The sequence below is a fragment of the Rhizobium sp. G21 genome (assembly GCF_014158035.1).
Classification (GTDB): domain Bacteria; phylum Pseudomonadota; class Alphaproteobacteria; order Rhizobiales; family Rhizobiaceae; genus Rhizobium_E.
The window spans coordinates 53,535-78,846 of sequence record NZ_JACFXW010000004.1; the positions used below are offsets into that span (position 1 = coordinate 53,535).

General features: G+C 59.5%; 24 protein-coding genes and 2 pseudogenes. 13 read left to right on the forward strand and 13 right to left on the reverse strand.

Annotated elements, in window-relative coordinates; all coding sequences use genetic code 11:
- Positions 1-62 precede the first annotated feature (62 nt).
- From H2O14_RS25860 to H2O14_RS25890, 8 genes are all read right to left on the reverse strand, one after another.
- The gene (locus H2O14_RS25860; protein WP_182830189.1) at positions 63-884 is read right to left on the reverse strand and encodes a 3-methyl-2-oxobutanoate hydroxymethyltransferase; all 822 of its coding nucleotides are present in this window, start codon (positions 882-884) and stop codon (positions 63-65) included.
- Complete coding sequence (gene rbsD, locus H2O14_RS25865; RefSeq protein ID WP_182830190.1) at positions 884-1,339, reverse strand: D-ribose pyranase; 456 nt, start codon at positions 1,337-1,339, stop codon at positions 884-886. The genes H2O14_RS25860 and rbsD overlap by 1 nt, the downstream gene beginning before the upstream one ends.
- On the reverse strand, positions 1,336-2,286 hold the full coding sequence (locus H2O14_RS25870; RefSeq protein WP_246697846.1) for a ribokinase: 951 nt from the start codon (positions 2,284-2,286) through the stop codon (positions 1,336-1,338). The genes rbsD and H2O14_RS25870 overlap by 4 nt, the downstream gene beginning before the upstream one ends.
- 11 nt (positions 2,287-2,297) lie before the next feature.
- Positions 2,298-3,146, reverse strand: a complete 849-nt coding sequence (locus H2O14_RS28280) for an ATP-binding cassette domain-containing protein (RefSeq protein ID WP_246697847.1) — start codon at positions 3,144-3,146, stop codon at positions 2,298-2,300.
- On the reverse strand, positions 3,086-3,805 hold the full coding sequence (locus H2O14_RS28285) for an ATP-binding cassette domain-containing protein (protein ID WP_246697848.1): 720 nt from the start codon (positions 3,803-3,805) through the stop codon (positions 3,086-3,088). Before H2O14_RS28285 ends, H2O14_RS28280 begins: the two co-directional genes overlap by 61 nt.
- Before the next feature lie 64 nt (positions 3,806-3,869).
- Positions 3,870-4,790, reverse strand: coding sequence for a sugar ABC transporter substrate-binding protein (locus H2O14_RS25880; RefSeq protein ID WP_246697849.1), 921 nt, complete (start codon positions 4,788-4,790; stop codon positions 3,870-3,872).
- Between the two features lie 100 nt (positions 4,791-4,890).
- Complete coding sequence (locus H2O14_RS25885; protein WP_182830193.1) at positions 4,891-5,913, reverse strand: ABC transporter permease; 1,023 nt, start codon at positions 5,911-5,913, stop codon at positions 4,891-4,893.
- 131 nt (positions 5,914-6,044) lie between these two features.
- Positions 6,045-6,821, reverse strand: a complete 777-nt coding sequence (locus H2O14_RS25890) for a phytanoyl-CoA dioxygenase family protein (RefSeq protein ID WP_182830194.1) — start codon at positions 6,819-6,821, stop codon at positions 6,045-6,047.
- 287 nt (positions 6,822-7,108) lie between these two features.
- Between H2O14_RS25890 and H2O14_RS25895 the strand changes: the two genes are divergently transcribed.
- On the forward strand, positions 7,109-7,837 hold the full coding sequence (locus H2O14_RS25895; RefSeq protein WP_312858742.1) for an AraC family transcriptional regulator: 729 nt from the start codon (positions 7,109-7,111) through the stop codon (positions 7,835-7,837).
- A gap of 220 nt (positions 7,838-8,057) precedes the next feature.
- Here H2O14_RS25895 and H2O14_RS25900 read toward each other — a convergent pair whose 3' ends face one another.
- On the reverse strand, positions 8,058-8,300 hold the full coding sequence (locus tag H2O14_RS25900; protein ID WP_182830196.1) for a hypothetical protein: 243 nt from the start codon (positions 8,298-8,300) through the stop codon (positions 8,058-8,060).
- A 404-nt stretch (positions 8,301-8,704) separates the two neighbouring features.
- Between H2O14_RS25900 and H2O14_RS25905 the strand changes: the two genes are divergently transcribed.
- From H2O14_RS25905 to H2O14_RS25935, 7 genes and pseudogenes are all read left to right on the forward strand, one after another.
- A complete protein-coding gene (locus H2O14_RS25905; protein WP_182830197.1) occupies positions 8,705-10,261 on the forward strand; it encodes a hypothetical protein in 1,557 nt (518 codons plus the stop codon).
- Positions 10,245-11,855 (forward strand): calcium-binding protein, encoded by a 1,611-nt coding sequence (locus H2O14_RS25910; RefSeq protein WP_182830198.1) that lies wholly within the window; start codon positions 10,245-10,247, stop codon positions 11,853-11,855. Before H2O14_RS25905 ends, H2O14_RS25910 begins: the two co-directional genes overlap by 17 nt.
- Positions 11,768-14,245 (forward strand): calcium-binding protein, encoded by a 2,478-nt coding sequence (locus H2O14_RS28690; protein ID WP_182830199.1) that lies wholly within the window; start codon positions 11,768-11,770, stop codon positions 14,243-14,245. Before H2O14_RS25910 ends, H2O14_RS28690 begins: the two co-directional genes overlap by 88 nt.
- Positions 14,246-14,289: 44 nt before the next feature.
- Entirely contained in the window at positions 14,290-16,494 is a 2,205-nt protein-coding gene (locus H2O14_RS25920; protein WP_182830200.1) for a tandem-95 repeat protein, read from the forward strand.
- Positions 16,491-17,264: a hypothetical protein gene (locus H2O14_RS25925; RefSeq protein WP_182830201.1), complete on the forward strand. Its 774-nt coding sequence runs from the start codon at positions 16,491-16,493 to the stop codon at positions 17,262-17,264. Before H2O14_RS25920 ends, H2O14_RS25925 begins: the two co-directional genes overlap by 4 nt.
- A 93-nt stretch (positions 17,265-17,357) precedes the next feature.
- A pseudogene (locus H2O14_RS25930) lies at positions 17,358-17,712 on the forward strand (transposase); the annotation flags it as partial.
- Between the two features lie 103 nt (positions 17,713-17,815).
- Positions 17,816-18,568 carry an IS6 family transposase gene (locus H2O14_RS25935; RefSeq protein ID WP_182830202.1) on the forward strand — a complete coding sequence of 251 codons (753 nt, stop codon included), beginning with the start codon at positions 17,816-17,818 and terminating at the stop codon, positions 18,566-18,568.
- Between the two features lie 282 nt (positions 18,569-18,850).
- Here the strand turns inward: H2O14_RS25935 and H2O14_RS25940 are convergent, their stop codons facing one another.
- Positions 18,851-19,000, reverse strand: coding sequence for a hypothetical protein (locus H2O14_RS25940; protein ID WP_182830203.1), 150 nt, complete (start codon positions 18,998-19,000; stop codon positions 18,851-18,853).
- A gap of 435 nt (positions 19,001-19,435) precedes the next feature.
- On the opposite strand from H2O14_RS25940, the gene H2O14_RS25945 reads away from it, so the two are divergent.
- Complete coding sequence (locus H2O14_RS25945) at positions 19,436-20,269, forward strand: IS5 family transposase (RefSeq protein ID WP_182830204.1); 834 nt, start codon at positions 19,436-19,438, stop codon at positions 20,267-20,269.
- A 115-nt stretch (positions 20,270-20,384) separates the two neighbouring features.
- A pseudogene (locus H2O14_RS25950) lies at positions 20,385-21,420 on the forward strand (IS110 family transposase).
- Positions 21,421-21,969: 549 nt separating this feature from the next.
- On the opposite strand, the gene H2O14_RS29675 reads toward H2O14_RS25950, so the two are convergent.
- Both H2O14_RS29675 and H2O14_RS29680 read right to left on the reverse strand, forming a co-directional pair.
- Positions 21,970-22,245, reverse strand: a complete 276-nt coding sequence (locus tag H2O14_RS29675; RefSeq protein WP_409526981.1) for a hypothetical protein — start codon at positions 22,243-22,245, stop codon at positions 21,970-21,972.
- 86 nt (positions 22,246-22,331) lie between these two features.
- Positions 22,332-22,586, reverse strand: a complete 255-nt coding sequence (locus H2O14_RS29680) for a hypothetical protein (RefSeq protein WP_409526985.1) — start codon at positions 22,584-22,586, stop codon at positions 22,332-22,334.
- 289 nt (positions 22,587-22,875) lie between these two features.
- On the opposite strand from H2O14_RS29680, the gene H2O14_RS25965 reads away from it, so the two are divergent.
- From H2O14_RS25965 to H2O14_RS25975, 3 genes are read left to right on the forward strand one after another with little or no spacing between them, the layout of a single operon-like run.
- Complete coding sequence (locus tag H2O14_RS25965; protein ID WP_182830205.1) at positions 22,876-23,487, forward strand: CGNR zinc finger domain-containing protein; 612 nt, start codon at positions 22,876-22,878, stop codon at positions 23,485-23,487.
- Positions 23,488-23,515: 28 nt separating this feature from the next.
- Complete coding sequence (locus H2O14_RS25970; RefSeq protein WP_182830206.1) at positions 23,516-24,436, forward strand: GNAT family N-acetyltransferase; 921 nt, start codon at positions 23,516-23,518, stop codon at positions 24,434-24,436.
- 53 nt (positions 24,437-24,489) lie between these two features.
- Positions 24,490-25,023 carry a dihydrofolate reductase family protein gene (locus tag H2O14_RS25975; RefSeq protein WP_182830294.1) on the forward strand — a complete coding sequence of 178 codons (534 nt, stop codon included), beginning with the start codon at positions 24,490-24,492 and terminating at the stop codon, positions 25,021-25,023.
- On the opposite strand, the gene H2O14_RS25980 is transcribed toward H2O14_RS25975, so the two are convergent.
- Complete coding sequence (locus H2O14_RS25980; protein ID WP_182830207.1) at positions 24,998-25,276, reverse strand: hypothetical protein; 279 nt, start codon at positions 25,274-25,276, stop codon at positions 24,998-25,000. The genes H2O14_RS25975 and H2O14_RS25980 overlap by 26 nt on opposite strands.
- Between the last annotated feature and the right edge of the window lie 36 nt (positions 25,277-25,312).

A 25,312-nucleotide genomic window follows, 5' to 3' on the forward strand; every position in this document is an offset into this window, starting at 1 on the left:
GGATTCCGATCCAAGCGTCAGCACAGCCTGACTGGCGGCGCTACCCGGCTTGGAGTGGCAAACTATACATCTAGCGCGGACTTCAGCCGTTCGAGCTCAACATCACTCATCGCACTAAACTCGTTTGCTACAGGAAAAGTGCGTTCGGCGACCGCAGCGCGATAAGCCGTGAGCGCTTCGACGCGCTCCTTCCGAACCTGATCGTGCAATCGCGCCAGATTACCCCAGGCTCTGGCATGACGCGGCAGGCGGCCGGACTCGCCGCATATGTCCGAGGTGAAGAGAAACTGAACGTCGGCATCCGCCCCGGAGCCGAGAGACACGGTCACGAGATTGGTCCGCTTGTAGATTTCGGCCATGGCCGGCGCCGCGATGATCTCGCATTCCACGGCAAAGGCGCCGGCATCCTCCAGACGTCGGAAGCGATCCCAGAGATCGAGCGCCTCCTCGGCCGTCTTGCCGACCGAGCGCACACCGCCGACCCAGGTCGATTTACGCGGCACGAAGCCGAGATGACCCATGACCGGAACCTGCTCGTCCGCGAGCATCCGGACCGTCTCGTAGCCGCGGCTGCAGAGCACAGCGTCGGCGCCCTTGAGAATGGCGTCGAAAGCGGTGCGCAGGATCTCCTCCGAGGTGATCGCATCGGCGAAGCCCAGGGCCGCGGTGACGAACACCGCCTTGGAGCCTTCCCGCACGCGCGGCACGCTTGCCGCGCGGCAAACCACCATTTCGATTCCCGCGGCTTCGGCGGCGGCGGCTTCGTCGGCGGTTTCCGCCGTAACCTGCGCCGCCTGCCGGCCTAAACCCTTGAGGGCCTTCAGCCCGGCAACCGTCTGGCTCCGGTGCACATCGCGGCCGCCGAAATCGAAAATACGCGGCATCAGAGCTTCTTGGCGTAGTAGTCGGGCGCGATAACGCCTTCTCGGTTGAAGAACATCGGCACGTCGACGCCGGAATAGAGAAGAATGTTGCCCCAGGGATCGAAGGCTCCCGTGCGGACGATGACCTTGGCCTTGGCCGCCATCTCGCTGAGGATTTTCGCATGCTGGATGGGTTCGAATTCCGCATCCGGGAACAGACGCTTGATCTTGTCCATCAGCGGCTTGTTGTAACTCGGCACTTCCTCGGCATAGGAAACCTTCTCGGCGATGAAATTCGCGGCGATCGGCGTGAGCACGGTTTCGAGATCCGGCACGTCGGGCGAAAGCGCCAGATCGATGCGCCAAGCATTGGACGGGATCGGAAAGCCCGCGTCGCAGACGATCATCAGGTCGCCATGGCCCATCGAGGCGATGGCGTGGGAGAGTTCGGCGTTGAGCAGCTTGTTGCGGTTCACTTGTCGTCCTTCCATATCGTTGACTTGGCTTTTTCGAAGAGTGCGTCGGCCTGCTCGCGCTGCGGCAGGCCGGGAATGACGCCGAGCTTCGTGCAGGCCAGCCCGCCGCAGACCACGCCGAAGCGCACGGCGTCGACAATGTCCCTGCCCTCGGCCAGCGCAACGGCAAAGCCCGAATTAAAGGCATCACCGGCGCCCGTCGTATCCACGACCTCGACGGCAGCGGCCGGCACCATGATGTCGAGTTCGTCGGTCAAAACAAGCGCGCCGGTGCGACCGAGGGTGACGACAACATTGCGCACGCCGCGGCGGCGCAACTCCCCGGCGAGCTCGCGGGACGAGCGCGGATCGTCCGCCGGCAGGCCGAGCAGGATGCGCAATTCGCTCTCGTTGGGGGTCAGGTAATCGACATTGGCGAAGATGTCGTCTGGCAGCGCACGGGCGGGGGCGGGGTTGAGGATGGTCTTGGCGCCATGTTTGCGCCCGAGCTCCATAGCGCGGGCGGCGGCCACGGTCGGGATTTCCAGCACGGTCATGACGACGTCGCTGGCTTTGATCCGCGCTTCTCCGGCATCGACGGCGTCGGCGTCCATCAACTCGTTGGCGCCCATGTCGAGAATGATGAAATTTTCGCCCTTGTCGTTGAGGATGATGAAGCCGACGCCGGTGGCGCGCTCTTCCCGCACCTTGACAAGTCCGGCATCGACACCCTCGGCGGCGTAAAGATCGGTGGCGATCGAGGCCAGCTTGTCGGCGCCGATAAGGCCGATCAATGCCGAACTCGCACCGAGCCGCGCCGTGGCGACGGACTGGTTGGAGCCCTTTCCACCCGGTCCCATATCGAAATCTGTTCCCAGCATGGTTTCGCCAAAAATCGGCAGCTTGGGCGCGCGCATAGTCAGGCCCACAGCGAATGAGCCGACGACGGTCACTTCGGGTTTCTTCATTGTCTCTCCAGTCATGACGTCATGGCCCGAGCCAATATTTTCTGTTCGTCAATATCGGATCCGGCGAGTTCGCCTGAAATCCGACCGCCGCGCATCACCAACACGCGCGAGGCATTCATGATGAGTTCGGGAATCTCGGAGGAAATCAGGATGACGGCGACACCTTCCTGGGCGATACTGCGAAGGATCTGGTAGATCTCCGCCTTGGCGCCGACGTCGATGCCGCGGGTCGGCTCGTGCAGAACCAGCACGCGCGGATTGGTGATCAGGCTGCGGCCGAGAATGATCTTCTGCTGGTTACCGCCCGACAGCGTGCCGAGTTTCTGGGCGAGATGCGATATACGCGCATCAAGCCGCGCCACCTGGGCGCGAGCCTCCCGGCGGATTGCGCCGCGCCGGAGCACGCCGGCCAGCGAAAAGCGCGGCAGCGAAGCGGAGACGACATTGTCGGCCACGCTCATCGTCAGCAGGCCGCTCGCGCCGCGTCGATCGGCGGGCACGAAGGACATGCCGTTGCGGATCGCGCCGACCGGATCGTGCGGCCGGATTTCCTTGCCTTCGACGACCACAAGCCCCTGGCGCATGACCAGTCCGAACAGCGCCTCGCCAAGCCCGTCCTTGCCGGAATCAGGCAGGCCGCCGATACCAAGGATTTCGCCAGCGCGCACGGAAAAACTGACATCGTCCAAGCCCGCCGCGGTGAGGTTTTGGACATCAAGTAGCACATCGCCCGACGGCTCCGGCGCATCCAGCGCCCAGGGACGCGCGGCGCCGAGATTGCGGCCGACCATGCCACGGATCAGCCGCTCTTCGTCGAGATCGACATTGTCGATGGTCTCGATCCTGCGGCCGTCGCGCATGACAGTAATACGGTCCGCAATCGCGAGCACTTCCTTGAGATGGTGGGAGACATAAATGACGGTGACGCCGTCGGCGCGCAACTGTTTGACGATTTCGAACAGCCGCTCGCGCTCTCGCGCTTGGAGAGCGCAGAATTGGGTTCATCCAGCACCAGCACGCGGGCATTCTGGCGGATCGCGCCTGCGATCTCGACCAGTTGCTTTTCGGCGATCGACAGGCGGGATACCTTGGTGTCCGGATCGACATTGGTCATTCCCAGCCGCGACAGCGCCTGGCGAGCTTGACGGCGCATCTCGGAGCGCGGCACCAGCGAGACGACCGAGTTTTCGGCCACCGTCGACATCATGATGTTCTCGGCGACGCTCATCGTCGGACAAAGCGCCAGTTCCTGGTAGACGACGACGATGCCTGCGGCGCGGCTGTCGATGGCGGTGCGGAAGCGCACCGGTTTGCCATTGACCCTCACCTCGCCCTCGGTCGGATTGAGGTCGCCGGCGAGAATATTCATCAGCGTCGACTTGCCCGCGCCGTTCTCACCGATCACGGCATGAACTTCGCCCCGGCGAAATGAAAGCGACACGTCGTTGAGCGCGACGACGCCGGGAAACCGCTTGGTCACCCCAACGATTTCGACGATGTCTGAACTATTGGTCTGCATGTGCACCACCTGTCCATGATGGACCGCCGGCGCTGCGCGCCGGCGGTCATATGCGCTGGGGAGGTTACTTCTTGGCGATTTCGGCGATGTTTTCCTGCGTATAGACGCCGACACCGGTATCGAGATTGTCGATCGGGGCTCCGCGCAGGAATTTTACCAGCAGGTCGACGGCGGCGAAGCCCTGCTTTTCGGGCGCTTGGTCGATCGTGGCCTGGATGTTGCCGTTGCTGACGAGATCCACCGTCTGGTCGAGCAGGTCGAAACCGACGATCTTCAGCTTTCCGGTCTGGCCGTTTCGCGCCGCCCACTCGCCGGCAGCGGGAGTGGAGCAGCATTCCAGCGACAGGATGCCGGTGATCGACGGATCGCCCAGCATGGCGTTTTCGATCGAGGAATAGATCTTCTGAGGATCGGTGCCGGTGTTCAGCGTGGAAACGACCTCGATGCCGGGGAATTCCTTGAGGCCTTCACGGGCGCCCTTCTCGCGATCCAGCGACCACTGGGCGGCAGCGTCGATCGTGGTGATCATGACCTTGCCCTTGCCGTCGAGCACCTTGCCCATCAGCTTGCCGGCCTCGACGCCGGATTGGACCAGATCCTGGCCGGCGAAGGCGAGGCGCTTGGAATCCGGATTGTCGGTATTGTAGGTCACGACGGGAATGCCGGCGGCGAGAACGCGGTCGATGACCGGCGCCAGCGCATCCGTCGACACCGACGAGATCGCCAGACCATCCATCTTGCCCATCAATGTTTCGATCTCGCTGATCTGGCCATCGGCGTCGGAGCCGACCGGGCCGACAAAATTCGCGTTGACGTCGAGCTCCTTGCCGCCGCGCTCGACGCCCGCCTTGATGAAGGGCGCAAATTCGTTGGAGACATCGTGGAACGACACATAAATGTCGAGCTTCTGACCGGCATCGAGCTTGGCCTTTATGCGATCAGCGAGCTTGAAGTCGGCCAGCTTCTGCTCTGCATGAGCCGACATCGGCAGCACTGCTATTGCCGCGGCAATCAGTAAATTTCTTAGTTTCATAGTCTGTTTCCTCCCAGTTGATGTCAGTTCCCTGGATATCGCACCGCTCTCCTCAAGCGGTCTTGCGCGATGTCCATTTGTCTATTCCGACCGCGATAAGGATGACCAAGCCGATCATCAGTTCCTGTACGAAGGGCGACACGCCCATCAGCACCAATCCGTTACGCATGACGCCGATGATGAGCACGCCCAGAATGGTTCCGAGGATCGTGCCCTCGCCGCCCGACAGCGATGCGCCGCCTACGATGGTCGCCGCGATGACGTCGAGTTCAAGCCCGATGCCGGTGCGGCCGGCCTGGCTGGACGGTAGGAAGGCCAGGCCTAGAATGCCGGCAATCGCGGCGAGCACGCCCATCAGCACGAAAGCCCAGATTTTCACCGAACTGACCGAAATGCCCGAGACGCGCGCCGCCTTGGCGCTGCCGCCGACCGCAAAGATGCGGAAGCCGAAATTGGTGTAGGACAGGATGAACCAGGCAATTAGCGCGATGATCACGAAGAAGACCAGCTGCATGGGGATGGCGCCAAACAGGTAGCCTTGGCCCATCCCGGTAAAGGCGCTCAGCACGCCCGGATCGGCGCCGTTGCGCAGGTTGACGGTGACCGGCTGACCATTGGTCATGATCAACGCGGCGCCACGCACCATGCTGAGCATGCCGAGCGTGGCGATCAATGAGGGTAGCCGGCCATAGGTCGAGAGCAATCCGTTGAAGAGACCGATCACGCCGCCTGCGGCAACGCCGGCGGCCAAAGCGGGCAGCAGCCCCCAGCCGGCAAGGATCGTCATACCGGCGACGAGGCCCGAGAAGGCGTAGATCGAGCCGACCGAGAGATCCACCTCGCCCGAGATCAGCACGAACGTCATCCCAACGGCCATGATGCCGAGCAGAGATATCTGCCGGCCGACATTGAGAAGGTTGATCGATGTGAGGAACCCGTCCGTGGCTAAGGACAGGAAAAGACAGAGCACAACGAGTGCGATAAATACGCCCGCTTCGCGGGCCCGCAACAGGCGTCCGAGGCCCAATCTGTCCATGTTCGGCGCCGCGGCGCCAGCCCTGACCGTTTCGGCCATTGCGTCTCCTCCCATAACCGGGCTCGCGCGACCGGTCAAATCCTCATTCCATGTCACCCATTTCAGGCGGCGAGACCGGCGGCGGTTGCGCTCCTCACATTCCGCCGCCGGCAATTCTTCGGCCTTAAATCTCAGGCGGCCTTGTCGGCGATGGTCATGAAGCTACCGGCCGCAACCTTTTCAAGCGCCTCGTAGTTGCCGTAGTCGCGAACGCGCTTGAAGGGTGCATTCTCGACCGCGTTGTAGGAGCTGATATAGCCCCATCGGTAGGTGTCGGACCGGTTGGCGTCCGAGCGATGCAGCAGGTTTCCGTCGAAGATGAGTGCGTCGCCGGCTTCCATTTCGACATAGATATGCTCGTAGCGCTTCAATGCGGCCTCGAGATGCTCCTGCTCGACATTCGTCTGATCGTTCTCACGAATGTGATTGAGGCGACCGAGCTTATGCGTGCCCTTGAGCACCTGAAGACATCCGTTTTCCTTCGTCGCCTTGTCGAGCGCGACATAGATGCTCATCATTTCAGGCGCCAGGCAGCCGTAATTGTACCAGTAGCCGAAATCCTGGTGCCATTCCCAGGCGCCGCCCTCGTTGGGCTGCTTCATCGTCATCTTGTGGCTGTAGAGATAGATCGGCTTGCCGATCGCATCCTCCGCGAGATCGACGAGGCGCTCGTCGCGGGCGAGGTAGCCATACTGGTCCTCTTCGGCGGTGTTCCACATTTTCAGGAGGGTGGTCTTCCCTTCCTTGTCGCCTTTCGCCATCACGGCGCCGGCCTTGTTCTCGGCTTCGAGCTGCGCGCGTGCGCGCTCCCGGAACGTATCGACTTCTTCGATATTCAGCAGGCCCTTGCGGATGATGTATCCGTCGCGAGCATAGGCAGCCGCTTCTGCATCATTCATCGTCAGCATCTCGATCTCCATTCGACTCTCGCCGCCATCCTCCGGACGGCTTTTCAAAGACGCCTACCGCTGCGGGGGCCGGCCAGACCGTGCGGGCGACGTCTTTGATCCGACGATAGAGGAAGCTGACAAAAGTCAAATGGACAAATGGCACTCGTTTTTTGTATAATCCGCTCATGAACGCCAAAGTCTCGTTTCTCGAAAGCCTGCACTATTTTCCGCAGCCCGGGTGGGCGGCTGCGGCCCACAGGATTATACGCTCAGGCAAGGTTTCCGCAGCGGCGGACTACAGAATCGTGCGCGACCATCACGTTGGCCAAGATGTTCTGTTCTGCATGAAAGGGGCCGGCGTGGTGGAGACGCTGGGGCGAAGGCTGTCCATACGGGCGGGGGAACTTGTCTGGATCGCCAACGAGGCGCCGCATGCCCACCACGCCGATCCTGACGATCCATGGACATTGCTCTGGTTTCGCTTCGATGGACCCAGTCTCACAGCGCTGCGCGAGAAAATCTTCGGCGAAGCCGAACCCCTGGTGCGAATACCCGAAGAATTGCAGCTTCCGGCCTGGTTCGATCGACTGTTTCTGCTGATGCGCGGCGGTGGCGCGGGGCTCGACCTGCGGCTCAACCAGATGGTGGCCGAATTCCTGACGCTGGTCGACCTCGCCATTCGCGGTGACGAGCAAGGCAGACTGCCGCAACAGCTCGACCAGGCATTGCTGGCCATGCGCTCGGATCTCGGGCAAAGCTGGGACAGCATCGCAATGTCGAGCCTGATGCGGGTCAGCCCGTCTCAGATCCGCCGGCTGTTCAGAAAGCATCTCAGAATCAGCCCGCATCAATGGCTGCTGCGCGAGCGGTTGACCAAGGCCCAGACGCTGATTGCGGACAGCACCATGTCAATCGGCCAGATCGCCCATATATGCGGCTTCTGCGACGTCTATCACTTCAGCCGCGAATTCAAGCGCTCGGTGGGAACATCACCCGCTGCATGGCGCAAGCGGGAGCACGGGCGCGGCGGATGACAATCGTCGCGTCTGCATTCTCTTTTGACACCATGGAAATTGTTACCATCGCTATTCGGATGTTTGGGAACAATAACCATGCCGGTATCGAACGGGCGCACGGCATCATTCACTGATCAAAGGTGAAGCGTGCCGCTCCCTAAGGCTGCATACAACTATTTATTGCAGTCAAAGAGGAAGACACACGGCCTCGATCGTCAGGGCCGACAGCGCCTATCGCTCAAAGGCCAACGAGGAATGGCTGGATCATAAAGGCCTGACGTCGGATCTCCGCTACAAGAATCCGAAGCGCTTGGCCGATGCCCAAAGCGATGTCGAAGGCCAATGGACGAGGATCAAAGATGCGGTCCGACTTGTCACATGTCTTTGCCTGACAGAAGGACAAGATGAAGCTCTTCATCCGGACGATCGGGGTTAGAAGGGCCAGGGTTAAGATCAGCATGGCCAATGTTGCCGACGACATGCTGCAATACGTCCTCCATGGGTCCGCCGCGCCACGCATTACGCTGGCCGCCCCGAAAGGGCCATCACTCGACCAAAGCCAACCTAAAAAGAGGGAAATTCTGCCAGGAGCACCTGACCGCCCTGCCGGTCACCAATGTGGAGGTAATCGAGTTATCCAGCATTGAGACAGCAACAAAGTTAATGCTAGCAAGGTAGTTCGCTGGCATTAAGGGAGCGTATAATCGGCTATTGTCACGCTACAATAACATGTCATCGTGGAATATTTCTATAAATAAATCGTAAATCTCCCCCAAATGGGGGTGAAACGAATACAAAACTCTGCTTCGCTTCGAAAAGACACTCGGATCAGGACGCCAGCGCGCTCATCTCAGCGCCTGTTTAATATCAGTGGGGGAACAAAAAATGACCATTCTCACCGGACAAGCTAAGTATGGTGATAATTCATCAGAAATCCTTGAAGCAAAGGTTGTTGTTGATAGCTCAGATCCGAACGATACAGTCTATTATGTTTACGACAATATATATGCCGACGCCGGTGACGACATTATTTCAAGCGGCTTGGATGGCGGTGCTTTCGCCGGCTCTTCCGTGACTCTCTATGGCGGTGACGGCAACGACACAATTACTGGCGGATCTGGCGCCGATGTTCTGTCGGGCGACGATGGCAGCGACGTGGTTTTTGGCGGCGACGGCGACGACCAGATCGATATCGGCGGCAATTACACCGATGGGACCGTCGACATTGCCTTCGGCGGCGGCGGAGCAGATACGATCGGCGGATCAATTTTCTATGAGGACCAATCGGTGTCCATCGATGGCGGCTCGGGCGATGACACGATCGATATTGCGGGAACAAATTCCACTGTCACCGTGACGGGCGGCGACGGCGTCGATAGTTTCGTTGCAAGCGGCTCGTTTTCAGCCGCCTCGTCGCTGGATGTCGAGATCGTGAAAGTCGGTTCCGTTACCGTCGACGCCGACTTCTTCGACGGCGCGCAGACGCTGGTCGGCGCGGATGGGTACAGCAGCGCCTACATTGCCCTGAATTCCGAAGGATCTCTTGAATTCGGCGCGATTGAAAGCGGCCTAGCCGGAGAGGTCTACGGTTCTTCCGGCGCGGAAGGGATCGATTTGTCCGCCGCCGACGCCAGTTGGACTATCTACGGCAATGGCGGCGACGACACGATCACCGGCGGATCTGGCGCCGATGTTCTGTCGGGTGACGATGGTAGCGACGTGATTGATGGCGGCGACGGCGACGACCAGATCGATATCGGTAGCAATTACACTGACGGTACCGTCGACATCGCCTTCGGCGGCGGCGGAGCAGATACGTTCAGCGGATACGTGAACTATGAAGGCCAATCCGTTTCGATCGACGGTGGCTCGGATGATGACACGATCGATATAACAGGAACGAATTCCACCATCACCGTCACGGGCGGCGATGGTGTAGATATGTTCATTGCCAGCGGCTCGTTTTCAGCCGCCTCGTCGCTGGATGTCGAGATCGTGAAAGTCGGTTCCGTCACCGTCGACGCCGACTTCCTCGACGGCGCGCAGACGCTTGTCGGCGCGGATGGATATGACAGCGCCAACATTTACCTCAGCGCCGAAGGGTCGTTTGAGATCGGCGCGATCGAGAGCGGCTTGTCAGGATATGTAAGCGGTTCTTCCGGCGCGGATGGGATCGATGTGTCCGCCGCCGACGCCAGTTGGACCATCTACGGAAATGACGGCGACGACACGATCACCGGCGGATCGGGCGATGACAGTCTCACAGGCGGCGACGGCAGCGACGTGATCTCTGGCGGCGACGGCGACGATCAGATCGATATGGGGTGGGGCTATTCAGGAGTGGCAAACGACACAGCCTTCGGAGGCGGGGGCAACGACACGATCACCGCAGACGCTTGGGACAGCGGGCAAGCGATCTATGCGGATGGGGGCGGGCGATGACCTGCTGGATGTTTCGGGATACGTTTCCACCGTTACGCTTCTGGGCGGCGACGGTGTGGACACGGCTGTTCTCGACGGTTCATTCTCGGCCGCCTCGTCACTCGATGTCGAAATCCTGAGGGTCGGTTACGTCACCGCCGCCGCCGACTTTTTCGATGGCGCGCAGACGCTGGTCGGCGCGGATGGACATGACAGCGCCAATATCGACCTGAGTTCCGCTGGCTCTTTCGCAATGGGGGCGATCGAAAGCGGGCTGACCGGACAAGTCTCTGGTTCTTCCGGCTCGGACACGATCGATGTTTCCGCCGCCGACGCCAGCTGGACTGTCTATGGATATGGTGGCGACGATACGATCACCGGCGGATCTGGCGATGATAGTCTCTCGGGCGGCGACGGCAGCGACGTAATCTCCGGCGGCGGCGGAAACGATCAGATTTATATTGGTTCCAACGCTCTGCAGACTACGCGAGACACGGCCTTCGGGGGAGAGGGCAACGATACGATCACCGGATACGCCTGGGATCCTGAGCATTCCATGTATCTCGATGGAGGTGCCGGCGACGACCTGCTGGATGTTTCGGGAGACGATTCCACCGTCACGCTTGTGGGCGGCGACGGCGTGGACACGGCTGTTCTCTACGGTTCATTTTCGGCCGCCTCCACAATCGATGTCGAGATTGTCAAGATTGGTTATATCACTGCCGACGCCGACTTGTTTGACGGCGCACAGACGCTGATGGGCGCAGATGGCTATGATACTGCTGACATTTATCTGAGTTCCGAGGGTTCCTTCGAAATCGGTGCAATCGAAAGCGGGCTGACCGGATATGTCAGCGGTTCAGCGGGCGTGGACACGATCGATGTATCGGCTGCAGACGCGAGCTGGACAATTTACGGAGGCAGTGGCGAGGACACGATCACCGGTGGGTCGGGCGACGACAGTCTCTCGGGCGGCGACGGCAGCGACGTGATCTCTGGCGGCGACGGCGACGACCAGATCGATGTCGGTCGGGACTATACAACGGGTGCAAGCGACACAGCCTTCGGCGGCGAGGGCAACGATACGATTACCGGCGACGCTTGGGACAGCGGACAATCGATCTATGCAGATGGGGGCGCGGGCGATGATCTCTTCGATGTCTGGGGAGACCATTCCACCGTCACCCTTCTGGGCGGCGACGGCGTGGACACCGCATTTGTTAGAGGCTCGATCGCGGACGGATCCACGATCGATGTCGAAATCGTGAAGGTCGGTTACGTCACCGCCGACGCCGACTTTTTCGACGGCGCGCAGACGCTGATGGGCGCGGATGGATATGACAGCGCCGAAATTACCTTGAGCTCCGAAGGGTCTTTCGCAATCGGCGCGATTGAAAGCGGCCTGGAAGGATATGTTGAAGGTTCTTCGGGCAATGACCTGGTGGATATCTCCGTCGCCGACACCGGCTGGACGATCTACGGAAATTATGGCGACGACACGATCACCGGCGGATCGGGCGACGACAGATGTTGTATGGAGATGACGGCGCGGACGCGCTTTCGGGCGGCGCGGGCGCTGACAGGCTCGACGGCGGCTTGGGCGACGATGCCTTGAGCGGCGGCGATGGCACCGACTCCATTCGCGGCGGCGAAAGCGATGACGACCTGCAGGGCGGCCATGGATCGGACACTTACTACTTCGAATGGGGCGATGGAGTCGACACAATATCGGAAACCGATGCCGGCGCGGAAAGCTCCGGTGTCAACCTCGACACCGATGCGATCGTGCTCGGATACGGCATCACGGAGGATGATGTTGCGATCTCGCAATCGGATGGCGATCTGGTGATCAAGATCGGCAGTGACGATGCTATCATCATCGAGGACTATGTCGATGCCCTGTCCAACCAGGTGGAGGAATTGCGGTTTGAGGACGGAACCGTCTGGAACCTTCCCCAGCATGCCGGAATCACGACCGAGGGCGACGATACGGTCTATGGTTCGGCTGCGGACGACACGATTGACGGGCGCGGCGGCAATGACCTGATCTACGGAGAAGGCGGCAACGACAGTCTGGATGGCGCGGCAGGCAATGACACCGTGTTTGGCGGCTCCGGCAATGACACGCTGGTCCAGTCGGCCGGCGACGATGATTTGGATGGCGGCTCTGGCGACGACACCTATGTTTATGTGGATGGAACGGCGGAGATCACCGATTCGTCCGGCGAGGACACGCTGGACCTGTCCGGCGCCGTAGGTCCCGCGATCATCGACCTGTCAACCGGCGGAACCGTCAACGGAAAGATGGTGACATTGGTCGGCGGCAGTGTCGGCGGCGCGACGGGTGGCCCCTTGCAGGTCGTCTTCTCGCAGGATCTCACCGGCTCCTTCGCGGACGATCTGCCGATGGTTCTCGATCTCGTGCCCCAGATCATCGATGCGATCAGGGCGTTCGATCCCTCCGCGACCTTCGGCTTGACCTCCTTCATGGACAAGCCCATCGGGTCGTTCGGTGACGAGGGAACCGATTACGCCTATGCGACGAACCTGGCGCTGACGTCTGATATCATCGACTTCCTGCAGGCCTATAATGCGCTCACCCTGGGCGGAGGCGCGGATGGTCCGGAATCGCAACTCGAAGCGGCGCTGCAGATCGCTCTGCGAACTTCGGAGATCGGCTGGACGGCGGACGGCGTGAAAATCGCAGTCATCCTCACCGACGCGCCGCCTCACGTGGCTGGCGACGGCGCGAGCGAGGGCATCAGCACACCCAATGACGGCGACACGGTTCTCGACGGAACACCCCCGTCGACGGGAGAAGATTATCCCGGGTTCAGCCAACTGGCCGATGCGCTGCGGGCCGCGGGCATCACGCCAATCTATGCTGTGACCGATGGTTCCGAAGCCGTCTATCAGCAAATGGTTGAGGATGCGGGCTTCGGCGCTGTGGTGACCCTGAACTCCGACAGCTCCAATATCGTGGATGTCATCCAGTCATCGGTCGGCTTCGTGACGGGTGTGTCGACCATCGAAAATGTCGTCGGCACCCGCTTCGGCGATCAGATCACCGGAACCGTCATCGACAACAATCTCGACGGCGACGAGGGGGATGACACCTTGGCCGGCGGCGGCGGCAATGACGAAATCACCGGCGGCAAAGGCAACGACAAGATCGATGGCGGCCTGGGCATCGACACTGCGATCTTCTCGGGAACGCGCGCTGACTATCAGATCACCGAGAATGCGGACGGGAGCACGACGATCGTCGATCTTCGTGGCGAGGGTTATGACGGGACCGATCAACTCACTGGCGTCGAGATCCTGAAATTCTCCGACGAAACTGAGGGCAGCGCCAGCGCCCCCGAAGATCTTCAGCTCAGCGGTACGGTGCTTGACGCCGATGCGCGCGCCGGGACCGTGGTCGGATTGCTTTCGGCCTATGACGCCGACGGCGATCCGTTGACATTTACGCTGGAGGGCGATTCCGCCAGCATTTTCGAGATCGTTGGCAACGAATTGCGCATCAAGGAAGACATCGATCTCGATCCGTCCAGCGCTCCTCCTATCTCTATCATCATAAAAGCGACCGATCCGACCGGACTGTCCGCATTCGAATCCTTCGAAATTTCCGTCGAAGACATCAACTCGCCGCCTGAAGATCTCACGCTGAGCGCCAATGCTGTCGATGAAAACGCCGCCATTGGCACGGTGGTTGGGCTGATCGCGGCCAGCGACCACGAAGGCGACGCCATCACCTATTCTCTGGCGGACGACGCTGGCGGACGCTTCACCATCGTCGGCAATGAATTGCGGGTCGCCGGGGCGATCGACTACGAACTGACATCGTCGCTCGCAGTCGTGGTGGCGGCGACGGATGCGTTAGGCAATGTCACCGAAAAGACGTTCGATATTTCCATCGGCGATGTGGACGAACTGCCTTCGACGGGGCAGGCGGCGCTGGTGAACGGCCTGGGGGCGACTCCGGCTTCGGCGAAAACGCGCTGACGCGCAATGACGACGGCTCGTCTTCCGCCGTTGATATTACCTCGGTGTTCCAAGACGGCATCAATTTCTTCGGAACACGTTTCGACAGCATCTATATCAACAACAACGGCAACATCACCTTCAATGGCGGCCTGTCCACCTTTACGCCCTTCGGCATCGCAGGCTCATCCATTCCCATCATCGCCGCCTTCTTCTCGGATGTGGATACGAGAAGCGGCAGCGTTACGCCCACGGAGGGAGGGACCAGCACCGGTTCCAATCTCGTCTGGTATGATCTGGACGCCGCCGCAGGCGTCGTGACCATCACCTGGGATGATGTCGGCTATTATTCTAACAACACCGACAGTCTCAACGCCTTCCAAATGCAGTTGATCGACACTGGCGACGGCAATTTCTCGGTCGTATTCCGTTATGAAGACGTCAACTGGACCACGGGCGACGCGAGCGGGGGCGTCGACGGCCACAGCGGCGCCATCGCCAGCGCCGGCTATTCTGCCGGTGACGGGGTGCATTATGTTGAACTGCCCCAGTCTCGGATCGAAGACCAGATGTTGGGGCTCGACGACAATGCCGGCAACACCGGCTCGGTCGGCATCTGGCGCTTCGACGTAGTGAATGGAGCTGTGGCCATCGCTCCCGTCGCAGCTCAGGACGTCGTCGATCTCGCTGATGGCGCCGGGCCTGTCGTGATCGATGTTCTGGCCAACGACTATGATCCCGACACCGGAACCGTGACGCTGGAATCGATCGGCGCAGACCCGACACAGGGGACCGCCACCATTGTCGATGGCAAGATCGTCTACACCCATGCAGGCTCCGGTTTCTATTCGGACAGCCTGAGTTACGTGGTTCGCGACGACGAGGGAGTTACAACAACTGGCCTTGTGACCATCACTCACAACAATGACGCTCCGTCCTCTTCCGATACGAGCATCGACATCAGGGCAAGCGAAGTCTATCACTTCTCCAGCGAGGACTTCGCCTTTGCCGACGCTAATGGCAACGCCTTCCAGGGGCTGAAAATCGTCGGCTTGCCGTCGGTCGGCGCATTGCTGCTCAACGGGGTAGAGGTGACGGAAAACCAGGTCGTAGCGGTTGGCGATATTTCCGGGCTTATGTGGTCGGCGCCTCCGGGGCTTGCGGTGGGAGACGACGTGGGGTTCAGTTTCGCCGTTGTCGATGACGGCGGAACTGCCTTTGGCGGAAAGGACACGGATGAAACGCCGAACGTGTTTACGTTCAATATTGTCGCGAACAACGCGCCGACCGGGGCGGCGACGGCCGCTCTCGCCGCTGGCGTCGAGGATCAGGATTACCTCGTCGCCGCTGCGGATCTGCTGGCGGGATTCGCCGACGCTGATGGCGACGGCCTCTTTGTCACCGATCTAGTCGCGTCCACCGGCGCGGACATCCTCGACAATGATGACGGAACATTCACGATCAAGGCAGCCGCCAACTTCAACGGCGAACTCGTTCTGACCTACACCGTCTCCGATGGCTTCGGCGGCACAGTTAACGGCAGCCGCAATATCGTGATCGCCGCAGTCGATGATGCGCCCGTCGTGGCCAATACAATTTCGGGCCAATCGGTCGTAGAAGACGGTTCCTGGAGCTTCATGGTGCCGGCGGACACGTTTGCCGACGTCGATAGCGCCGCGCTCGCCCTTACCGCTTCGCTGGAAGGCGGCGGCGCCTTGCCGGATTGGCTCTCCTTCGAGGACGGAACTTTCACCGGCGCGCCCCCGGCCGATTTCAACGGCGAGATTAGTCTCGTCGTGACCGCCTCCGACGGTTCATCCTCCATCTCCACAACATTCATGCTGAGCGTAACGCCGGAAAACGATCTCCCTGTCGTTTTCACCGCGATTGAAGACCAGGCGACGACAGCGGGAGTTGCCTGGAGCTTCTCCCTGCCCGGCGACGCTTTTGTCGATGTGGACGGCGACGCGCTCACCTATACGGCGACATTGCCGGACGGTTCGGAACTGCCGGACTGGTTGAGTTTCGACACTGAAACCGGGGTGTTCAGCGGAACACCTGACGAAGACGATGTTGGGACGGTTTCCGTCATGGTGACGGCGTCTGACGGCTCCGCGTCTGCGACAGATACGTTCGACATCGACATCGCATCTCCGAACGCGTCTCCCACCAACATCACGCTCACCGGCGGCAAGATTGCCGAGGACGCCGAAGGTGGGGACCTCGTCGGAACGTTGAAGGGGTCGATCCGGACGACGGAGACACATTGAGCTTCAGCATTGTTGGCGGCGCACAGAACATGTTCGCCCTCGTCGAGGATAAAATCATCTTGGCCGACGGGAAGTCCCTCGATTTCGAAACAAAGAAGTCCTACTCGATCACGGTGCGGGTCACCGACTCGGGCGGCCTGTCTTTCGACAAGGACTTCACCATCAAGGTGCTCGACGTCGAGGAGGCCATCGTCGGTACGGCCAAGAATGATCGCTTGAAGGGTACATCCGGTGACGACATTCTCCGGGGCCTCAGGGGCAACGACATTCTTGAGGGATTGGGCGGAGCCGACGAACTCGACGGCGGCAACGGCGCAGATACCGCATCCTACGCTCTCGCAAAAACCGGAGTCACCGTTAATCTTTCTCGTCCGGGCAAGAATACAGGAGACGCCGACGGAGACAGCTATATAAGCATAGAAAACCTTCTCGGGTCGAACTTCGCCGACAAGCTCACGGGCGACAAGGATGACAATGAACTCGATGGCGGAAAAGGCAACGACATCCTCACCGGCGGACGCGGCAGTGACCTGTTCATATTCGGTGCAAGATATGGGAAGGATACAATTACAGACTTTTCAGGCAGAGGCGTGAATGGCGATGTCATCGATCTCTCGGATGCAGAAGGAATCACAGGCTTCAAGGATTTGAAGAACAATCACATCGACGATATCGGTGACGATCTTCTTATTACAGCGACTGACGGATCTAAAATCGTGCTCGTTGATATCGAGCTCCGAGAGCTTCAGAAAAATGACTTTCAGTTCTAGATCATTTTGTCTGAAACTGTGCCTTGGTGCACGGATCCTTCATCGGGGGTGTCGTAGTTGGCTGGGCCAGCCCCATAACTGGTTTCCGCCACGATGCCTTTCAAACACAATGCCTCCCGCCGCCATTGTATCGGCAAGATGAAGTTCAGGGTCACGAACTGGGCGGAATACGAGGCAAGCCTTCGTAGGCGTGGCAGCCTGACACTTTGGATAACGCCGGAGGCACAGTCTTCCTGGCAGGCCCCGAAGCGGACGACGCGCGGTGGACAGCCGCGCTACTCCGATCTGGCGATCGAGACTGCCCTGACGCTGGGGTTGGTGTTCGGCCTTCGGCTACGTCAGACGGAGGGCTTTTTGACCTCCTTGCTGAAGCTGATTGGGCTGGATCTCGCCGTTCGCGATCATGCCCCTGAGCCGTCGTGCAAATAGACCGAGAGCGCCAAACAAGCGTCCAGATACGAGCATCCCGGGCCTGTCGCAAATTTTCTTGGTTAACGGGCTGTTGACCACCAGCGGAGAAATTGCCGCTCCCAATGTAGCGGAGCGTAGCCATGATTCTGAATGCCATTGCCGAAAAGCTGAAGCGCCAATCAAAGGACGACTTCAAAGGTCGGCATTTCGAGGCATGGCTCATCATGCAGGCGGTGGCCTGGTATCTGCGCTATCCGCTCAACTATCGAGACCTTGAGGAGATGTTTCGGGAACGTGGTTTCGAGGTCGATCACAGCACTGTCAACCGCTGGGTTTTGGCTTATGCGCCGATGATCGAGAAGCGGCTTCGCCAGTTCCGACGCCCGCATTGTGGTTCGATCCGGATCGACGAAACGTACGTGAAGATCCGCGGCAAGTGGCGCTATCTGTACCGGACGATCGATAAGCATGGAAACCCGATGGATTTCCTGCTGACAGCCAAGCGCGACCTGGATGCTGCAAAGAGGTTCTTCCGCAAAATGCTCAAAGACGAGCCCCTGTTATCGCCTAAGAAGATCGGCACGGATGGAGCCAATACCTTCCCATCCGCGATTAAAGCATCGGTAGATGATGGTCTGCTTCAGCCCAACCCTGTGCACTACGTCACAAAGCATCTCCAACAACGCATCGAGAGTGACCATTTTCGGGTTAAGAAGAACATGCCCAAGATCGGCGGCTTCCAATCCTTCAAAACGGCGCGTCGGACAATCGCAGGCTTCGAAGCCATGCTCTGGCTGAAGAAGGGCTTCGGCTTTTCCGGCGTGTGGACCGTAAATGATCAGAACGATCCGCTCGCGCACCTCTTCGGACTGCAAAAGGTTAATAAAGCATGAAACCTCAGATGCTCACGGGATAATCGCGCGCTCCGAAAATGTTTGCGACAAGCCCCGAACAAGTCTTGGATCAGTCAGGGAGCGGACCATGGACTGGACCGGGCGATGGCCGAAGAAAGGCTGTTTGCAGGTGAGCTTATATACGAGATTTCTGAACAGATCTTCGGACCAAAGTCTAAATTTAAATGTACACCGCGGCATATCTAGATTCGTCATGTATCCGCTGCCAGAGAGGCGCGAACTCAGACTCAGCAGATTGAGGGGCTTATAACGGCGCAACAATCAGCCACTGCGTTCGGCATCATCGACTTGAATATCGACGGTCGCCTGTACGTGTTCAGCTCGATATATTTTGGTGAAAAGAATGCCGAAGAGGATAACAGCAGCCGCGACAGATATGGAAATCGCCAGTTGGATTTTGTTGTCATCCATAGCCTGCTCCAGGAAGAGCGATGATTGAAAACGATGACCGCAGATGAACGAGCAACTCACGTGTGAGGAAAGTCTGTTTCCGCCATTTCGCATAATCTTTCGAGGGCGCGGGTCAGTTCTGACGGATCGAAACCTTCCAACGCAGCCAAGTGGCTGGTGCCCTGCGCGATGGCGTCTCCCATGCCCCGGATCTCTGATGCCAGCCTGACCATCTCTTCGGGTGGCGTGGCTGACAATAGCGCCACCTCCTAGAGCATCTTTGCGCACACAGCTTCCAGAGCGATCATACGGCTACCAAGGGCGGAATAGTTCTCGAGCAACTTGTGTAGTAACTCGGCCGTTATCTGGTTCAGGTTAGAGGCTGCCTCAAAAAGAGGTGGGTGATTTCAAGAGGTTATGATTCCTTCGGATTTGCGAGATTCGTTGGAGTTCACAATGGCCTGGAGCGAAATCACCCGTCGGCACTATGCCCGGCGAACCGGACGCTACGCAAGCGATATGACAGATCGAGAATGGGCACTGGTTGAACCTTTTCTGCCCAGACACCGTCGCCTTGGTCGTCCGCGCAGCACGGATTTGCGGGAGGTCGTCAACGCCCTGCTTTACATCGCCACGACCGGTTGCCAGTGGCGGATGCTGCCGAAGGATTTTCCACCTTGCTCGACCGTTCAGCGCTATTTTTATGACTGGCGGGCATTGGGGCTTTGGACACGCATCAACCATCATCTTGTCATGGAAGCCCGCGAGCTGGAGGGCAGAGAGGCAAGTCCGACGGCTGGCGTGATCGATAGCCAGAGCGCCAAAACCACGGAAAGCGGTGGTATCCGAGGCTATGACGCGGGCAAGAAGATCAAGGGCCGCAAGCGCCACATCATCGTTGATACGCTCGGCCTGATGGTCGGCCTCATGGTTCACAGCGCCGACATCCAGGATCGCGACGGTGCTCCTGATCTCCTGAAATCCATCCGTCACAGGTGGCCGTGGTTGCTGCATGTCTTCGCCGATGGCGGCTATGCGGGCGACAAGCTGAAGCGGCGGCTGAAGAAGATCGGGCGCTGGACGATTGAGATCATCAAGCGCTCGGACAAGGCGAAAGGCTTCGAAGTCCTACCCCGCCGCTGGGTCGTCGAACGAACCTTCGCCTGGCTCGGAAGATGCCGCAGACTGGCAAAGGACGTCGAAAAGTCCATCGCCTCAGCCGAGGCATGGATCATGATCGCCCACATCCGCATGATCACCAGACGGCTTGCAAGGTATGGATATCGTTGAAGGCTTTTCGAGTCAGATGGGGTGATTGGGGTCTGCGCCGCGGGTGTGGCTGCTCCCTGAGGATGTTAGAACGTGGTCCGTGTTGATCGGCCACAAGCATCGAAAGGAAGCAGCCATGAACTACTATGCGGGAATGGATGTGTCTTTGGAAGAAACTTCGATCTGTATTGTCGATGAGACGGGCCGGATCGTGAAAGAATTGCGGGCGGCAAGCGAGCCGCAGGCGTTGATCGCAGCACTTGAGGATATCGGCCTGCCAATGGAGCGCATCGGCCTTGAAGCCTGCTCGTTGACGGCCTGGCTGCATGACGGCTTGCGGGCCGCCGGCCTGCCGGCAATCTGCATTGAGACACGTCAGGCCAATGCGGCGATGAAGACGATGCCGAACAAGACCGATCGCCATGATGCACGCGCCTTGGCGCAGATCATGCGCACGGGCTGGTTCCGGCAGGTGCATGTCAAGAGCCGCCAATGCCGGCTGTGGCGCTCGCTTCTGGTCGCGCGCCGGACGGTGATGAACGAGATGCGCTCGATCGAGAATGTGGTGCGCGCCATTCTGCGGGAGGGCGGAATCGCTTGGAACGCCAAGCCGGGCAGACTTTGCAGGCAAGGCGCGCCAGATGGCGACCAGCGATCCGCTGGTGATGGCGCTGGTCGAGCCGCTGTTGGCCGTGCTTGCCACGATGCTGGAGCAGTTCACCCAACTGACGAAACAGGTGCTCGACGTTGCCAAAGGTGAGATGACATGCCGCCGACTGATGAGCGTGCCGGGCGTCGGGCCGATCACCGCGCTCTCCTTCCGCGCCACCATCGATCGCCCCGATCGCTTCCGTCGATCGCGAGATGTCGGCGCCCATCTCGGCCTGACGCCGTCGCGCTATCAATCCGGCGAGACCGACATCCAGGGCCGGATCAGCCGATGTGGTGACGAGATAGCACGAACTGCGCTATATGAAGCAGCTCATTCGCTGCTCGTGCGATCGAAACAATGGTCGAGCCTCAGGGCTTGGGGCATGGGCATTGCAAAGCGTCGCGGCATGGCGCGGGCCCGCGTCGCAGTCGCCCGCAAACTTGCCGTGATCCTGCATCGCATGTGGTGCGACGGTTCCGAATTCCGTTTCGGAAAGCAGGTCGACCTCGCAGCAGCCTGATGATGAACAACCGGAGGGAAAAGGCGCAAACAGCAAGTTCTGCCTGAAAGGGCAAATCGGATCGTTCCCGTGGGGACGATGGGCAAGGTTGATCTCGTTTAGAGTCTCGAACCTGAGGGCGAAAACCCCGAGGTCGTGAAACAGATTGGGACACCTTGCCTTCCTGACCCCATCATGCGGCGGCCACGCGCCGACCGCGAAGAGAAGCGAGTGACCTGCGGGGCGGTATGATCCGAAATTTAGATCGGGAGCAGCTTGACTTCAACGACCCCAATCAGAGAAGACTCTTAGACTGCAAATAGGCTCCCGCTTTCTCATGCTCAGATCTACAATCGCAGCGGGTTTGATTCCGTTGGATCAGTGCAAAAAACTTCAAAGACATTATTCGTATATCACAACGAACTTAAAAACACATGGATAATTTACATTAGGAGAGAAGCCTTCTGCAACCAAACCGCATTGGTATACCGTACACGAAGACCGCACTGTCCCTTACAATGGACGGGAGTATCTCAAAGGTAGACTGCCGTCTGAAGAACCATATTCCAACTACGGCGCCCCATTGCCGGATAGGATCTGCGCGGTGCCGCGGATGGCGACACGGAAGGCCTCATCGAAATTAACACCCTTTACCTGCCACTGATAGCGCTTGCCGTCTTGGCGGAAGCGCCAGGTCGCGACCCAGCCGAGATCGGGGTCGCTCCAGACCAGCGTCCCCGAGATGAGAAGGGCGCCTCCAGAAGGCTCGCCGTCCGGGCTCGAAACTATTTCATCGGGAGCCGCGGCTGCGTCGGCTGGAGACGGAAAGGCGATTGTCATCGCCATCGGCGAGGCCGCTTGTTGGAACGCTTCTCGCATGGCCTGATCACGCGCTGCGACAGCGTCGATCCAATAGTCCTGAGCATTGCGCTTCACCTCCAAGAATACCTTGAGGGTCGGCCTAGGGGCCAGCCATGGTCGGGCGCCAAGGTCGGACAGCAGGTGATCGACAACGGGGGATCATAACGGCAGATGAGATCGTGCGGTCGATCGTAAGTCCCCTGCTCGTCGTGAATAGGTTTTCCCGCCAGTCGATCCCGATAGCTGAACCCGCTGATGAAGGAGGCGGCTCGTTGTCGAAGTTCAGCCAGTCGCGGATGAGCGAGCAGACGCTGATCACCGGACACACGGACCAATACCTTTTCGAGGCAATCCCGAAAGCCGAACTCCCTGTTGGCCTCCCCTGCCCGGTCACGATCGCCTGCGAGACGTAGAGCGAGCCGAGCCCCTCTGCCGGGGCTTCAGATGAAGCGGCGTGGAAGAAAGCGAAGAGGCAGAGGGCAAGTTCGTGACGCCGCATGATGAGTCAACCTTGCAAACTGAATCTGTAACTGTTTATGTGGTTACATGAGAGATAAAGAAACAGCAACACCCGAGACGCCGGCCTATCATTCCTCGATCGGGCGGATACGCATGTTGGCCGGTGATCCGGCCCTCGATTTCGTCAACACGCTGCACTGGCGCGACGACTGCGAGGTCGACTTCCTGCCGGACTATCGCGCACTGGTGGAATGGTCTGTGCCTGCAGCGCTGCTGTCGGCGGGTGAATGCCAAACTCTGCTCGACTGCGCATCCGCCTCCCCTGACAAAGCAGATGAAGCCCACCGTCAGGCGATCATGCTCCGAACAGCCTGGCGCAACACCTTGGACAACGTGGTCGGCAATCCCGGCAGGCGAATGGAGAGTGACGATCTTCGTCGCGAACTCGTTCAGATTTTTGCGATTTCCGAGCGCCTGATGCAGGTCGAGCAAGACGGCAACCATAAGACTGCTGATTTCCTTGCGCTGCCGCTGGTCCGTATCGGCATCGCCGTCGCGAGCCTGGCGATGATCCCCGCCGGACGCAGGATCGGACGCTGCGAGGGAGATCCCTGCGGCGGATATTTCATCGATTCAAGTCGAACCAAACCGCGGCGTTGGTGCTCGATGGACAGTTGCGGAAATCGAGCCAAGGTTCGCGGCCATCGAGCGCGGCTCAAGAGCGCAGCACAAGCCTTCACCTGCGAGCCGGCCGGAAAGGCTAGTTGAGCCTTGCACCCGACAGGAGGAGATCGAAATGCAAGGCGGCAGCGGCGTCATTGATCCTTATAGACCGAGCGACGCGCATGCGTGGGTCACTCTGCTGAACACCGTGAGAAGACAACCGTTGGGGGTTGAAGCGTTTCTGGAACGAGAAGGTTCGCGGTCACCACAGGACGTCCAGTCAAGGCTTGTTCTGCGTCTTGGCGACACCGTAGCCGCGATCGGGCAGCTGAGTTATTCGCCATATGTCCCCAAGGAGTTTCTTCGCCTCGACCTCATCGTCGACGAAAGACACCGCAAGATCGGTTTGGGCGGAAAATTGCTTTCGGCGCTGGAAACACAGGTCGTCGCAAATGGCTTCCGCGGTATCTATTGCGAGCAGGATCAAGGGAATAAAGAGACCGTGGGGTGGCTTCGCCAACAGGGGTTTGAAGTGGCTGTCCGCCGCCGGGAAAGTTGCCTGGACTTCGAAGAGCCCAATCGTCCACCCCCGACCATGCCGCCGGTCGGCATCAGCCTGGTGGATTTCTCCAGCAGCGGTCTCGACTGGGAGCTGCTCTTCCAGTTCCTGCAGAACAGGCTGTCGGAGACCCCGGATCTTCGGGACATGCCGCCTTGGACGATAGACAGGATCGATGAAATCTTCAGGCGAAGCCCAAACGCCCGCCCCGACTGGATCATCCTCGCTCTCTGTGAAGGCGACCCGGTCGGCGTCAGCGTCATGCATCAGCATACAAGCGACGCCTATCTCTATTTCGTTGGGGTGACGCCGGCATTCCGCGGCCGCAACATCGGGCCGGCTCTGATGCAGGAGTTGATCAGAAAGGCGTCGCTGGCCGGCTGCCAACACGTATCAATCGACAACCGTGAGGATAATGCCGCGGCGTTGCGCATCAACGACAAGCTCGGGCTGTGCGCTCGTACTGTGCGGCTTGAACTCCGAAAGTGGACCTGACGCCAAGAAGAGCCGGCGACCTACAGAAGGCTCTTATGCAAAAGGAATTTCCTATGGCCAAATTCGTATTCGGAATGAACCAGTCTCTTGACGGCTACATCGATCATCAACGTTTTCCCTCGGCGCCCAGCCCGATGCTGTTTCGGCAATTCATCGACCAGACGGAGAAGCTGTCAGGAAGTCTCTATGGTCGCCGTCTCTATGAGAGTATGCGCTACTGGGACAACGACCAGCCAGACTGGACGGTTGACATGCACGAATTCGCACGCGCCTGGCGCAAGAACCCGAAATGGGTCGTATCCCGGACGCTTGAGGCGGTTGGACCAAACGCGACACTTTTGGGCGCTGATGTCGAAGCCGAGATCCGGCGCATCAAGACCAATGTGGACGGCGAGATCGAAGTCGGGGGACCTGAGCTCGCCCGCAGCCTAAGCAATTGGGGATTGATCGACGAATATCGCATCTATCTCCATGCCGTCGTGCTCGGACACGGGGCGCCGTTCTTTGCCGCCGCCGTACCGCCGCTTCGACTCGTCGACACGCAGCGTTTTGATGGGGACGTTATACGGCTGACCTATGTGCCATGACCGGATCAGAAAGTCTGGCGGCGCCGAAGATAGGTTTGCGGCAGATATCGACGATCCCGATCTTGCGGCAAGCGAGTTGAAGCCTCTCGTCGAGAAGGTTTAGCCTCATTGTGGAGCGAAAGCGTTCGACGGCAAGACGTTGAACGCAAAAATTCAAGATTCCGGCTTTATAGAGGCGAAGCGGTCCCGGAGCAGCAATCTGCCTTTTGTCGATGGCGATGATGCTTTGAGCGACAGCCAGCCTGTTGGCCATAGGCTACCCTGTTCAGGCTCCCTGTCCGCCTTCTCG

What these genes read in the sequence shown, in the direction of transcription:
- H2O14_RS25945 (WP_182830204.1), top strand. Translation starts at nt 19,436, where the DNA reads ATGGCCTGGAGCGAAATCACCCGTCGGCACTATGCCCGGCGAACCGGA.
- H2O14_RS25890 (WP_182830194.1), bottom strand. Translation starts at nt 6,821, where the DNA reads ATGCTGACGATGAATGATGCAGAAGCGGCTGCCTATGCTCGCGACGGA.
- H2O14_RS29675 (WP_409526981.1), bottom strand. Translation starts at nt 22,245, where the DNA reads ATGGCGATGACAATCGCCTTTCCGTCTCCAGCCGACGCAGCCGCGGCT.
- H2O14_RS25980 (WP_182830207.1), bottom strand. Translation starts at nt 25,276, where the DNA reads ATGGCCAACAGGCTGGCTGTCGCTCAAAGCATCATCGCCATCGACAAA.
- H2O14_RS25940 (WP_182830203.1), bottom strand. Translation starts at nt 19,000, where the DNA reads ATGGATGACAACAAAATCCAACTGGCGATTTCCATATCTGTCGCGGCT.
- H2O14_RS25975 (WP_182830294.1), top strand. Translation starts at nt 24,490, where the DNA reads ATGGCCAAATTCGTATTCGGAATGAACCAGTCTCTTGACGGCTACATC.
- H2O14_RS25870 (WP_246697846.1), bottom strand. Translation starts at nt 2,286, where the DNA reads ATGAAGAAACCCGAAGTGACCGTCGTCGGCTCATTCGCTGTGGGCCTG.
- H2O14_RS25970 (WP_182830206.1), top strand. Translation starts at nt 23,516, where the DNA reads ATGCAAGGCGGCAGCGGCGTCATTGATCCTTATAGACCGAGCGACGCG.
- H2O14_RS25905 (WP_182830197.1), top strand. Translation starts at nt 8,705, where the DNA reads ATGACCATTCTCACCGGACAAGCTAAGTATGGTGATAATTCATCAGAA.
- H2O14_RS25860 (WP_182830189.1), bottom strand. Translation starts at nt 884, where the DNA reads ATGCCGCGTATTTTCGATTTCGGCGGCCGCGATGTGCACCGGAGCCAG.
- H2O14_RS28690 (WP_182830199.1), top strand. Translation starts at nt 11,768, where the DNA reads ATGTTGTATGGAGATGACGGCGCGGACGCGCTTTCGGGCGGCGCGGGC.
- H2O14_RS25900 (WP_182830196.1), bottom strand. Translation starts at nt 8,300, where the DNA reads ATGTCGTCGGCAACATTGGCCATGCTGATCTTAACCCTGGCCCTTCTA.
- H2O14_RS25880 (WP_246697849.1), bottom strand. Translation starts at nt 4,790, where the DNA reads ATGTCGGCTCATGCAGAGCAGAAGCTGGCCGACTTCAAGCTCGCTGAT.
- H2O14_RS25910 (WP_182830198.1), top strand. Translation starts at nt 10,245, where the DNA reads ATGGGGGCGGGCGATGACCTGCTGGATGTTTCGGGATACGTTTCCACC.
- H2O14_RS25935 (WP_182830202.1), top strand. Translation starts at nt 17,816, where the DNA reads ATGATTCTGAATGCCATTGCCGAAAAGCTGAAGCGCCAATCAAAGGAC.
- H2O14_RS28280 (WP_246697847.1), bottom strand. Translation starts at nt 3,146, where the DNA reads ATGCGCGACGGCCGCAGGATCGAGACCATCGACAATGTCGATCTCGAC.
- H2O14_RS25885 (WP_182830193.1), bottom strand. Translation starts at nt 5,913, where the DNA reads ATGGCCGAAACGGTCAGGGCTGGCGCCGCGGCGCCGAACATGGACAGA.
- H2O14_RS28285 (WP_246697848.1), bottom strand. Translation starts at nt 3,805, where the DNA reads ATGCAGACCAATAGTTCAGACATCGTCGAAATCGTTGGGGTGACCAAG.